At 64.2% G+C, this 12,585-nt stretch carries 11 protein-coding genes; 4 read left to right on the forward strand and 7 right to left on the reverse strand.

From position 1 onward, the window contains the following. Nucleotides 1–117 precede the first annotated feature (117 nt). Entirely contained in the window at nucleotides 118–2,175 is a 2,058-nt protein-coding gene (locus tag ACODSP_RS16825; RefSeq protein WP_488966718.1) for a PhoX family protein, read from the reverse strand. Between the two features lie 273 nt (nucleotides 2,176–2,448). Here ACODSP_RS16825 and ACODSP_RS16830 point away from each other — a divergent pair, with 273 nt between their 5' ends. Genes ACODSP_RS16830 through ACODSP_RS16845 form a run of 4 tightly spaced genes read left to right on the forward strand, consistent with a single transcriptional unit; the run spans nucleotide 2,449 to nucleotide 7,180 of the window. Continuing rightward, entirely contained in the window at nucleotides 2,449–3,456 is a 1,008-nt protein-coding gene (locus ACODSP_RS16830) for a BMP family lipoprotein (protein WP_488966719.1), read from the forward strand. A gap of 36 nt (nucleotides 3,457–3,492) precedes the next feature. Further along, complete coding sequence (locus tag ACODSP_RS16835; RefSeq protein ID WP_488966720.1) at nucleotides 3,493–5,076, forward strand: ABC transporter ATP-binding protein; 1,584 nt, start codon at nucleotides 3,493–3,495, stop codon at nucleotides 5,074–5,076. Continuing rightward, nucleotides 5,073–6,203 (forward strand): ABC transporter permease, encoded by a 1,131-nt coding sequence (locus ACODSP_RS16840; protein WP_488966721.1) that lies wholly within the window; start codon nucleotides 5,073–5,075, stop codon nucleotides 6,201–6,203. Before ACODSP_RS16835 ends, ACODSP_RS16840 begins: the two co-directional genes overlap by 4 nt. Before the next feature lie 5 nt (nucleotides 6,204–6,208). After that, nucleotides 6,209–7,180: an ABC transporter permease gene (locus tag ACODSP_RS16845; RefSeq protein ID WP_488966722.1), complete on the forward strand. Its 972-nt coding sequence runs from the start codon at nucleotides 6,209–6,211 to the stop codon at nucleotides 7,178–7,180. A 104-nt stretch (nucleotides 7,181–7,284) separates the two neighbouring features. On the opposite strand, the gene ACODSP_RS16850 is transcribed toward ACODSP_RS16845, so the two are convergent. From ACODSP_RS16850 to ACODSP_RS16875, 6 genes are all read right to left on the reverse strand, one after another. Then, nucleotides 7,285–7,953 carry a response regulator gene (locus ACODSP_RS16850; protein ID WP_488966723.1) on the reverse strand — a complete coding sequence of 223 codons (669 nt, stop codon included), beginning with the start codon at nucleotides 7,951–7,953 and terminating at the stop codon, nucleotides 7,285–7,287. A gap of 175 nt (nucleotides 7,954–8,128) precedes the next feature. Then, the gene (locus tag ACODSP_RS16855; RefSeq protein WP_488966724.1) at nucleotides 8,129–9,841 is read right to left on the reverse strand and encodes an MFS transporter; all 1,713 of its coding nucleotides are present in this window, start codon (nucleotides 9,839–9,841) and stop codon (nucleotides 8,129–8,131) included. Between the two features lie 297 nt (nucleotides 9,842–10,138). After that, complete coding sequence (locus ACODSP_RS16860) at nucleotides 10,139–10,657, reverse strand: GAF domain-containing protein (protein ID WP_488966725.1); 519 nt, start codon at nucleotides 10,655–10,657, stop codon at nucleotides 10,139–10,141. Between the two features lie 76 nt (nucleotides 10,658–10,733). After that, nucleotides 10,734–11,552, reverse strand: a complete 819-nt coding sequence (locus ACODSP_RS16865; protein ID WP_488966726.1) for a ParB/RepB/Spo0J family partition protein — start codon at nucleotides 11,550–11,552, stop codon at nucleotides 10,734–10,736. 39 nt (nucleotides 11,553–11,591) lie between these two features. After that, entirely contained in the window at nucleotides 11,592–12,230 is a 639-nt protein-coding gene (locus tag ACODSP_RS16870; RefSeq protein ID WP_488966727.1) for a helix-turn-helix domain-containing protein, read from the reverse strand. Nucleotides 12,231–12,390: 160 nt separating this feature from the next. Further along, nucleotides 12,391–12,573, reverse strand: a complete 183-nt coding sequence (locus ACODSP_RS16875) for a hypothetical protein (RefSeq protein ID WP_488966728.1) — start codon at nucleotides 12,571–12,573, stop codon at nucleotides 12,391–12,393. Between the last annotated feature and the right edge of the window lie 12 nt (nucleotides 12,574–12,585).

A 12,585-nucleotide genomic window follows, 5' to 3' on the forward strand; every position in this document is an offset into this window, starting at 1 on the left:
CCCTCTCCCGCAAGCGGGCGAGGGGCTTAACTTTCTACCCCTCGCCCACGCAGGTGGGAGAGGGAGGGCCCCAAGCCGCCAGGCTTGGGAGGGTGAGGGCAACACGCCCGCGAAACCTCAAACCCCGATCACCCCGCCACCCTTCTTGGTGATCACCACCACCGATGGCCGCGCCGGCATATTGTCCTTGAAGTCCGGCCAGCGTGTGCCCGGATCGGCGAAGGTGCCCTGGCGGTTGCCGGATTTGGTCACCTTGTCCACCGCGTCCGACCCCGGATGCTGGATCGACACGAACAGCGTCTGGTCATCGGGCGTGAAGCTGGGCCCCGTCAGTTCGGCCCCCACCGGCACGCGGAAGAACAGGCGGGCGGTACCGCGCAGGGGGCCTCGCGTCTCCATGGCCCAGATGCCGTCCGACGATCCCGACGTCCATTGCCACTTACTGCCCTGGTCGGTGCCCACCCACAGCCGTCCCATGCTGTCGAAGGCGCAATTATCGGGGCAGGAGAACCAGCCATTCTCCGTGGTGGCCTTGTTGAAACTGGCACCTGTCTTCGGGTCGGCGGGATTGCCGGCCTTGACCAGGATCTCCCACTTGAACTTCTGTGCCGCATGGTCGCCGCCGGGCGGCACCATTTCCACGATATGGCCCCAGCTATTGGCCGGGCGCGGGTTGGCGGCATTGGGGCGGATCTGGGCCGGGTGGATGGGATCATCGGGCAACCGGTCGTCATTGTTGGTCAGCATGACATAGACCAGACCGGTCTTGGGATTGACCTCCACATCTTCGGGCCGGTCCATGCGGGTGGCCCCGACCAGGGTGGCGGCGATGCGGGCCGCGATGACCACATCGCCCTGATCCTTGAAGCCATTGGCCGGGGTCAGCGGCCCCTGCCCCTGCACCAGCGGCAACCAGTTGACGGTTCCATCGGCATCAAACCGCGCCACCGACAGGGTGCCCTCGTCCAGCAACTTCATGTTGGCCTTGCGGTCCGCCGGGTCATACTTGCCCTTGGACACGAACCGGTACACATGCTCAAACCGCTGATCGTCACCCATATAGACAACGGCGCGGCCATCCTTGTTCAGGGTGACGCCGGCGCCTTCATGCTTGAACCTTCCCAGCGCCGTCAGCTTGCGCGGCGTACTGGTCGGGTCATAGGGGTCGATCTCCACGATCCAGCCATAGCGATTCGCGGCAAACGGCTCCTTGTTGATATGGAACCGATCATGGAACCGGCCCCACTGGTACCAGGGAGACGGCACCGTCATGCGGTCGTAATTGCGCTGCTCGGGATGGGTCTGGTCGATGGTGCCCATGAAGTAGCCATCGATATTCTCCTCCCCCGACAGGACCGTGCCCCAGGGGGTGACGCCACCGGCGCAATTGTTCAGCATGCCGATGACGGTGCGGCCCTCGGGATCATCCTTGGTCTTCATGCGGGCATGGCCCGCCGCCGGGCCGGTGAAGGACATCTTGGTGTTCAGCGCATTGATGCGGCGGTTGAACTTGCCACCCTTCACATAGGCCCACTTGCCATCCTTGCCCCGCCTGACCTCGACGATGCTGCCCGAATGGGCCGCCATCTCGATATCCACCATCTCCTTGGTCACGGATTCGGGCGGGTATTTGTCCTGGCCCTCGGGCGCCAGGCCGGGGAACATCATCTCGGCCTGGGTATATTCATGGTTCACCCATAACAGGCCGTGATCGGCGCTGCTGCTGCCCTGCGGCAGGGGATAGAAGGCCGTGAAGTCGCAATTATAGCCGAACTGCTTCAACTGGCTGTCGGCACTCTGCTTGTACGGGTCGAAATCCGGGCTGTCGGCGAACAGCGGGTCGCCCCAGCGGATCAGGACATCCGCATCATATCCCGGCGCCACATGATGATTGCCGTCGATGCCGCGCGTCAGTTCCTCAAAATTGAACCCGAATCCGGCCTGTTTGCCGGCAGCACCCGCCGCTTGCGCCTTGGCCTCACCGGCCATCAGGGCGACAGGCACGGCAGGCGCAAAGGCCGCAATGGCGCTGGTGCCCAGCATCCCGCGCAGGATGTCGCGCCGCCCCAGCCGTGCCTGCACCACCTCACCAAAGGTCGGTTCACTGTCCGGGGATGCACCCTTGTCCTGGATGGCTTCAAACTCTTCATGGGTCAGGAAACGGTTCTCGGACATGGGACGCACAGGCTCCAGCGGAAAAAGGGCTTTGTCAGCCTACATACGCCCATGAGGCTACAGTTATTTGACAGGCAGGCACCAGACCGACAGGGCGGCGATGTGACACAGGCGACAGATTCCGCATCGCCAAACGGCAAGGCCGGCTTTGTCACCTTGCCGTGCGCCTGCGAACTGGCTAGCTTCACAGGCTGGTAAGATTGCTGGGACCCTTTCCCGGTGGCGCCCGCATCGGGAAGGCCGCCAGGGGTTCCCCTGTTCGGAACGGAGCCGATGAAGTTTACCCGTCGTGCCGCCTGTGCGGCCCTTGCGCTTTTCATGTCCACCGCCGCCACTGTCGCGCCCGCCTTCGGGTTCGAACCGGCCATCGTCTTCGACATGGGCGGGCGGTTCGACAAGTCGTTCAATGAAGGGGCCAATAATGGCGCCGAACGGTTCAAGAAGGATACGGGCACCAATTTCCGCTGGTTCGAGGTGACGAACGAGGCGCAGCGCGAACAGTTCTTGCGCCGTCTGGCCAGCCGTAACGCCGATATCATCGTCTCGGTCGGTTTCTCCATGGCCCCGTCGGTGGAAAAGGTGGCCAAGGAGTTTCCGAATGTCCGCTTCACCCTGATCGACGGCAATGTGAACCTGCCCAATGTGCAGTCCATTGAATTCGCCGAACATGAAGGCTCCTATCTGGTCGGCGTTCTGGCCGCCATGGCGTCCAAGACGGGGACGGTGGGCTTTATCGGCGGCATGGATATCCCGCTGATCCGTCGCTTTGCCTGCGGCTATGAACAGGGCGTGAAGGCCACCAATCCCAAGGCCAATGTCGTCGCCAACATGGCCGGCTCCACGCCTGCCGCCTGGGCCGATCCCACACGCGGCAGCGAACTGGCCAAGAGCCAGTTTGACCGTGGCGCGGACGTGATCTTCGCCGCCGCTGGCCAGACGGGCATGGGCGTTCTGCAGGCAGCAAGCGACGCCGGCAAGCTGTCCATCGGCGTGGACAGCAACCAGAACCACCTGTTCCCCGGCAAGGTCCTGACCTCCATGGTCAAGCGCGTGGATATCGCCGCCTATGAGGCGTTCAAGACCGCGCAGGACGGCACCTGGAAGGCGGGCCACCGCCGTCTGGGCCTGAAGGAGGATGGCGTGGGCTGGGCCTTCGACGACAATAACAAGGCACTGATCACGCCCGCCATGAAGGCGGCTGTGGACAAGGCCACCGCCGACATCAAGTCCGGCGCCCGCATCGTCGCCAATTATGACGACGCCAAGGGCTGCAAGTACTGATCGTCCCCTGACTGACTTAGCGCCTGAGCAGGACCCATGTCGGCCGCCCCCCCTTCCGTTTCCTCCGCCTGGGCGGTCGAACTTGTCGGCATCGACAAGCGATTCGGCCCCGTCCATGCCAACCGCGACGTAACGCTGCGTTTCGCCCCTGCCAGTATCCATGGGCTGGTGGGGGAAAACGGGGCTGGCAAGTCGACCTTGATGAGCATCCTCTACGGCTTCTATGAGGCTGATGCGGGTGAGATCCTGGTGCGCGGCAAACAGGTGAATATCCGCACGCCGCAGGACGCGATCCGCCTGGGCATCGGCATGGTGCATCAGCATTTCATGCTGGTGGAGACCTTCACGGTCCTGGAAAACCTGCTGCTGGGGCACGAGGGCGGACCCGTGCTGGGCCCCGCCATGGCGCGGGCACGGGCAGAGGTACAGGCCCTGGAACAGCAGTTCGGGCTGGAAGTGCCGCTGGACGCGCTGGTATCCGACCTGCCCGTGGGCGTCCAGCAGCGCGTGGAGATCCTGAAGGCGCTCTATCGCGGGGCCGACGTGCTGATCCTGGACGAACCCACTGCGGTTCTGTCCCCGCCGGAGGTGGAGCAATTGTTCCGCATCCTGGAACGGCTGCGACAGCAGGGGCGCACCGTCCTGCTGATCACGCATAAGCTGAAGGAAATCATGGCCATCACCGACCGCGTGTCGGTGCTGCGCCGGGGTCAGGTGGTCGCGGAATTCATCACCAAGGAAACCGACCGTCAGGCCCTGGCCGACGCCATGGTGGGCCGCAAGACCTCGCTGTCCGTGGACAAGGCCCCGGCCACGCCCGGCCCCGTCCTGCTGTCGGCGCAGAATGTAAACGTCATCGACACACGCGGCGTCACGACGCTCAAGGATGCCTGCCTGAATGTGCGGGCGGGCGAGATTGTGGGCATCGCCGGTGTCGCCGGCAATGGCCAGTCGGAATTGCTGGAAGTTCTGTCCGGCATGTGCCGTTTCGATACCGGAACGGTCACGTTGAAGGGCGATGAAATCGGCCCGGCCACGAAATATGACGCCGCCGACGCGCGCCGCCGGGGTCTGGCCCATGTGCCCGAAGACCGGCTGAAACTGGCCGTGATCAAGGAGTTCCCGGCCCATGAAAGCGCCATCCTGGGCTATCACCAGGACAAGGGCCTGTCCAAGGGCTGGCGACTGGACTGGAAGCGGGTGGTCGCCAAGACCGTTTCGCTGATGGAACAGTTTGATGTACGTCCCGGCAACCCCCATCTGCGCACCTCGCTGTTCTCCGGCGGCAATCAGCAGAAGCTGGTGATGGCGCGTGAGATGGACCGGGAACCGGATATCCTGCTGGTGGGGCAGCCGACGCGTGGCGTGGATATCGGCGCCATCGCCTTCATCCACCGCCAGCTGGTCAGCTTGCGCGACCGGGGCAAGGCCATCCTGCTGGTCTCCGCCGAACTGGACGAGATCCTGGCCCTGTCTGATCGCATTCTGGTGATGTGCGACGGGGAGATCGTGGGCGAATTGTCGGCGGCAGAGGCGAATGAGAGCCGGATTGGCACGATGATGGCGGGCATCAAGGACACACCCGCCACAGAAGCGGTTGCTGCAGAGGTTTCGGCATGAGTGCGGGTGCGGGTTCCGACAATCTTCCCTGGTGGGCAACCGGCCTGCTGCTGCCCGTGGTGAATGTCACCCTGGCGCTGCTGGTCTCCGCCCTGGTCATCTTCGCCATTGGCGAGGACCCGGTGGGCGCGCTCGGTACCATGCTGCGCGGTGCTGTCGGCACGGGCGAGGGGATTGGCTATACGCTCTATTACGCGACCAGCCTGATCTTCACCGCACTCGCCGTCGCCATCGCCTTTCATGGCGGGCTGTTCAATATCGGCGGGGAGGGGCAGGCCTATATTGGCGGCTTGGGCGTCGGTCTGGTCTGTCTGGCCCTGCCCGGCTGGCCCTGGTGGGCGGCCCTGCCTTTGTCGGTGCTGGGGGGTGCGGCCTTTGGCGCGCTGTGGGCCGCGATCCCCGGCTGGCTGCAGGCCTATCGCGGCAGCCATATCGTCATCACGACCATCATGTTCAATTTCATCGCGTCCTCGCTGATGGTCTATCTGATGGTGAATGTCCTGATCAAACCAGGGCAGATGTCGCCGGAAAGCGAGGCGTTCAGCACCTCCATGTTCCTGCCCATGATGGCCGACATGATGGCCGGCATCGGGATCGAGATGGCGTCCTCGCCGCTGAATTTCTCGCTGTTCCTGGCGCTTCTGGCCTGCGTCGGCGTCTGGGCCTTCATCTGGCACACGCGCTGGGGCTTTGCGCTGCGCGCCACGGGTGCCAATGAGAATGCGGCCCTTTATGCTGGCATTGATCCAAGGCGGGTCATCGTCATCACCATGGCCCTGTCGGGCGCGCTGGCGGGCCTGCTAGGCGTGAACGAATTGCATGGGGTGCAGCATCGCCTGATGCTGAATTTCCCGGCGGGCCTGGGCTTTACCGGCATCGCGGTCGCCCTGATGGGCCGTAACCATCCGGCAGGCATCATCCCCGCCGCCCTGCTGTTCGGCGCGCTCTATCAGGGCGGGACGGAACTGGTCTTCGACTATCCCAATATCAGCCGTGAGTTGGTGGTGGTGATCCAGGGCGTGGTCATCCTGTTCGCAGGCGCCTTGGAACATATGTTCCGCCCGGCGCTGGTGCGCCTCTTCTCCCGCCGCCCCGTTGTGGCGGCGGCCAAGCCAGCGGGGGCCTAAATCCCATGGATATGTTCCTCACGCTTCTGTCGCTGCTGGACAGCACGGTGCGGCTGGCCACGCCGCTGCTGCTGGCAGCATTGGCCGGGTTCTATTCCGAACGGGCCGGCGTGGTCGATATCGGGCTGGAAGGCAAGATGCTGGTCGCGGCCTTCGCGTCCGCCGCCGCCGCCGCCATCTACGGCTCCGCCTGGGCGGGGCTGGGGGCCGGTATCCTGGCGTCGCTGGCCCTGGCCCTGCTGCACGGCTTTGCCTGCATCACGCATAAGGGCAATCAGGTCGTGTCCGGCGTGGCGCTGAACATCGTGGCCCTGGGCCTGACGGCGGTGCTGGGCAATGCCTGGTTCCAGATGGGGGGCCGCACCCCCAACCTGCCCGCCGATGCCCGCTTTGGCGAGGTTACCCTGCCGCTGGCAGAGGCGTTGCGCGGCGTCCCCCTGCTGGGCCCACTTTATTATGAGCTGATCAGCGGCCATAACATTCTGGTCTATCTGGCGCTGGCCATCGTGCCGCTCACTTGGTGGATCGCCTACCGCACCCGTTTCGGCCTGCGCCTGCGCGCCGTGGGCGAAAACCCCGCCGCCGTGGACACTGCCGGCATCTCGGTCACCAAGCTGCGCTATCAGGCTGTGCTGATCGCCGGCTTGCTTTGCGGCATCGCCGGCGCCTATCTCTCCACGGCGCAAGGGGCCGGGTTCCAGACCAACATGACGGCGGGCAAGGGCTTCCTGGCGCTGGCCGCCTTGATCCTGGGCAAGTGGAAGCCAGTGCCGACCCTGTTCGCCTGCCTCCTGTTCGCCTTCGCCGACGCGTTGCAGACGCGGTTGCAGGGCGTGGCCCTGCCCGGCATCGGCGAGGTGCCGGTACAGCTGATCGAGGCCCTGCCCTATCTCTTGACCGTCCTGCTGCTGGCCGGCTTCGTCGGCAAGGCCATCCCGCCCAGGGCCAGCGGACGGCCCTATGTGAAGGATCGGTGAGGGGTAGTCCCGTAGGTCGTGGGTGAGGCAAAGCCGAACCCCGACAAGCGGCCGCGCCATTGAATGTCGGGGTTCGGCATGCGCCTCACCCGCGACCTACGCCCTCAACTCGCCTCCGCCTGCGTCTCCGCGACCGGCGCCAGGGCCAACTTGCTCGCCACGATGGCAGCCTGGGTACGGCTGACCACGCCCAGGCGGCGCAAGATCACCGTCACATGCGCCTTCACGGTGGTTTCCACCACGCCCATCTCATACGCGATCTGCTTGTTCAGTTTGCCCTCGGCAATGCCGGCCAGCACGCGCAGCTGCTGCGGCGTCAGGCCCGCCACGCGGGCGGCCATGTCGGCATCGGCCACGGGGGCCTGGGCATGGGCCGGCGTGCCGGCACTGGGCAGCCAGATGGCCCCGTCCAGGACGGCGCGGATGGCGTCACCAATATGGGTGATGGGGGCAGATTTCGGCACGAAGCCGGCGGCGCCATATTCCATGGCACGGTGGATGGTGGCCGCATCCTCGGACGCCGACACCACGATGATGGGAATGGTCGGGTGTTCGTTGCGCAGGAGCGCCAGACCGATCAGCCCGTTCATGCCCGGCATATGCAGGTCCAGCAGGATGGTATCGATCACCGGCTCGCGCTTCAGCACGGCCTCCACATCGCCGAAACTGGCCGCCTCCACGGTCGTCAGATCGGGCATGGTGCCCGCCACCGACTGGCACAGGGCTGCACGCATCAATGGATGGTCGTCGGCCACCAGCACCCGGATCGACATCTGTTCCGCCCCCTCCCACTATATGTCCCGTGGCTGTTCCGCCACTGTTGTTGAAACAGATTGAATGCGCTTCCCCGTCGCGACGCAAGCCCGCTTTTGACAAAAAAGAATATGGCGGGTGGCTTTCACCACCCGCCCAAGTCTTTAGGGGGAAATCACAACCACAGTCCGGAGATCAATCATCGGCGTAGATGTCGATATCCTTGGTTTCCTTCACGAACAGCAGGCCGATGACCAGCGTGCCGGCCGCGATGATGATCGGGTACCAGAGACCGGAATAGATGTCGCCGGTGGCCGCCACGATGGCGAGGCTGGTGGTCGGCAGGAACCCGCCGAACCAGCCATTGCCGATATGGTAGGGCAGCGACATGGAGGTGTAGCGGATGCGGGTGGGGAACATTTCCACCAGCATGGCGGCGATGGGGCCGTACACCATGGTGACATAGATGACCAGGATGGTCAGCAGCACCACCAGCATCGGCTTGTTGATCGCCGCATTGTCGGCCTTGGCCGGGTAACCGGCGGCAACCAGCGCGTCGCCGACAGCCTTGGTAAAGGCAGCACCAGCGGCCTTCGGGTCAGCCGGGGCGGCGGACGGGCCATGGCCCAGGTTCACTTCCGTCTTGGTGACAACACCGCTGCCATCATAGCTCTCGATGCTGACGCCACCCACCCGGATCTGGGCGATGGTGCCGGCGGGGGCGGCCTCGTTGCTGTACGGAATGCCCTTGGCCACCAGGGCCGACTTGGCGATATCGCAGCTGCTGGTGAACTTCGCCGTCGCGGTCGGGTTGAACTGGAACGAGCATTCGTTGGGGTCGGCAACCACGACGACGGGGGAGGTGGCGACCGCCGTTTCCAGCGCCGGGTTGGCGAAATGGGTGATGCCCTTGAACAGCGGGAAGTAGGTGATGATGGCCAGCACCAGACCGGCCATGATGATGGGCTTGCGGCCGATCTTGTCCGACAGGCTGCCGAAGAAGATGAAGAAGGGCGTGCCGATGGCCAGCGCGATGGCGATCAGGATGTTGGCCGTAAACGCATCGACCTTCAGGATGGAGGTCAGGAAGAACAGGGCATAGAACTGACCCGTGTACCAGACCACGGCCTGACCGGCGACCAGGCCGAACAGGGCCAGGATGACGACCTTCAGGTTCTTCCAGTTGCCGAACGCTTCGGTCAGCGGCGCCTTGGAATGCTTGCCCTCTTCCTTCATCTTCACGAAGGCCGGGCTTTCATTCAGCATCAGGCGGATCCAGACGGAAATGCCCAGCAGGACGATGGAGATCAGGAACGGGATACGCCAGCCCCAGTTCTCGAAATCCTCCACCGACATCGACGTACGGCAGGCCAGAATGATCAGCAGCGACAAAAACAGGCCCAGCGTCGCCGTGGTCTGGATCCAGGCGGTGTAATTGCCGCGCCGTCCATGGGGCGCATGCTCGGCCACATATGTGGCCGCACCGCCATATTCACCGCCCAGCGCCAGACCCTGCAACAGGCGCAGGACGATCAGGATGACCGGGGCGGCAATGCCGATGCTGGCATAATTGGGCAGGATACCGACGATGAAGGTCGAGGCACCCATGATCAGGATGGTGACGAGGAAGGTATATTTGCGGCCGATCATGTCGCCCAGGCGACCAAACACCAGCGCGCCGAAGGGCCGTACGAAGAAACCGGCGGCAAAGGCCAGCAGCGCGAAGATCAGGCCGGCGGTGGGGTTCACGCCGGAGAAGAACTGCTTGGCGATGACGGCTGCGAGCGAGCCGTACAGGTAGAAATCATACCATTCGAACACGGTGCCAAGCGAAGAGGCGAAGATCACCTTCTTCTCTTCCTTGGTCATCGGGGCTGGTGCCGCCCCGCCCACTGCCACATTAGCCATGTGCCCTCCCTTTTGCGCATATCGGCGACAAACGGACCGGCCCCGGCGATATTATGCGCCACCCGTCGGGCAGCCTGTTATGGGCGTCCGGGTCGATCCTTGAGGCTTCCACGATGGGACAGGCCGAAGGTTAACGCAGCCCCGACCTTGGTCGCTGCGACCTTGGTCCAGAAGCTTGAAACCATTACGAAATTTGTGCAGCGCAACAAGATGGGGCGTTAAGATATGCGCGGCAGAAATCGTAGCGCGGATTAGCGAAGCGTAATCCGCGGAACCCGGCCTCCACCGCCGAACGGATTACACCCCGACCGACCGCCTTCGACCTTCGACATGCAGGTCGAAGGCGACACCCAGCATGATGGCCATCTGTTCCAGATAGGCGGCATCCGGGTCCGACCACAGGCGCTTGCGGCCCCCCTGCTCACAGCACAGCACCGCCACGGCCCGCCCGCCCGTGGACACGACATGGTCCAGAAGCGAGCGCACATCGCGTTGCAACAGATAACTCTTCAGGCACGCGGTCGCGGGATGGGTCATGGCATCATCGGCCACCACCCGCCTTTCGCGGCGCAGCGCCTCGAAATAGGGGGCGCTGTCGGCCTCACGCAGCTTGGTACCGCGCAGGACGCGGGCGTCGCGAGCATCATAAAGGGCAGCACATTCGATGGCCTGGCCATCGCCCTCATCAAAAAACCAGACGCTGCCGCTGCTGACGCCCAGATCCTCGACAATGTCCCGGCAGGCCGCCTCGAATACGGGGGGCAAATCCTCAGCCCGCCCGCGAAACGCCGCCAGGGCCGACCGCAAATGCCGCATGCACGCCTCCGCCGCCCATCCCGTACACAAGCATGCGGGGGCCGCAAGGTTGCGGCAATGCAATTATTGAACGCGATCAGCCCATCAGGGCGCTGATGCGCCGCGTCAGGGCGGCCAGATGCGCGCGCTGCCCGTCGGTCAGGCCCGATGGCCCCACTTTCAGCTGTTCCAGCGCCGTGACGGTGCGGTCCACATGGCGCAGGGCCACCGTCACCTTGTCGCTGGACAGGCCTGCCGTGGCCGGGTTGGCGGGGGCGTTGCCCGCCTTCTCGGCGCGAATCGCGCGCACCGTCAGCGACCCCTGACAGGCGCGGTCCCACAGCGCCATCTGGCGTTCCGGCTCATCAATGGTGGCCAGTTCGACCAGCATGGACCGCGAAATCTGCCGCTCATGCTGCGGATAGGTTTTCAGGATGTCGGGATGCAGGGTCAGCAGGCGCAGGGTGGAACTGATCTGCCCCTGGGTGCGACCGATGGCCCGGCCCAGCGCGTCCTGCGTGTAATGATGCTTGTCCATCAGGCGCTGCAACGCACCCGCCTCTTCCAGGGCGTTCAGCTCCTGGCGCTGCAAATTCTCGATCAGGCTGATCTCATCGACATCGCCCGTCGTGACCAGAACGGGCAGCCAGTCCCAGCCCAGCTTGCGCGCCGCGCGCCAGCGCCGCTCACCGGCCACGATGTCGTAAAGCCCCAGCTCCCCTTCCGCCACCCGCACCAGCAGCGGGTGCAGGATGCCGACGCGCGCCATGCTGCCGGCCAGTTCGTCCAGCGCGTCCAGATCGAAATATTTGCGCGGCTGATCGGGCCGGGGCCGCAACCGGTCGATGGCCAGTGACAGGATCAGCGGCGGGCCGGGTGCGGCTTCATCGGGATGGGTAGACATAGCGTCAGCCATTAGATCAATCGCCCCCGCGGGTCAATGCGGGCGCATGCCTCACGACACAAGGCAATCCAGCGACGTGAAAACCGGCAGGGCGGGCAGCGACATATAGGCCGACGGCGTTACCGTGCGGCGTTCATAAATGCAGACCGGCGTGCCATCGGCCAGCTTCATGGGCACCCAGCGGGTCAGGGCATGGCGCACCGTCATGCCCCCCTGCACATATTGCAGCCAGATCATGCGGACGGTGGCCACCGCCATCTCCCCGCCAAAGAACCGCCCCTGGGCGTTCAGCATGGCGTCGATCTCCGCCGTCAGCTCGGCCTGCTGCTGGGTACGGTTGGCAAAAAACACATCACGACCGAACGGCTGATCGGCAACCAGCGTATCGCTGACTTCCAAAATACGGCTGGGCTTGCCGGCCAGGGGGTCGCGGTCGGTGCGGAACACATGGCGCGGGGCCTTACCATGCCGGATTTGCGAACACAGGTCCGCCGTGCCCACGGGCTGTTCCAGAAGATCGCGGACCAGACGCTGGGCCGACAGATCGGGCATATCAGCGCCACTTTCCCAGCGGTGAAGGGTGCTGGGCGGGACCTTCAGCTGGGCCGCCATCTGGGCAAAGGTCCAGAACCGGGTGCCGCGCACCAGACGCAGCATCTCCGGCCAACAGACCTTATCGCTTGCAACCATTTGCCCTTGCATGGTCCCCGGCGCGCCTTGTCAATTCAGCAGTGATTATTACACCGATTCCAAACAGGGGACGAAGCGGGAAATAGGCGTGGTAAACAAAAAATGAAGCATGCGCGCCGAAAACAAGGGGATGCCAAGGCAAGGCATCCCCTTTTCCTGCTTATACCCTTTGCGTACCGTGCGGATAATCCTGGGCGATCAACCAGAAATTCAGCGCGACTCCGAACAGGCAGAACAGCATCCCGCCCAGGAACATGCCCGGATCCTTGGCGCCCGCCGCCAGGAACAGGCCCACAAAGCCGAGCACAATGCCCAACAGGCGCAACGAAACGTTACCGATCATGATACTCTCCTA

This window comes from Niveispirillum sp. FG156 (assembly GCF_057809555.1).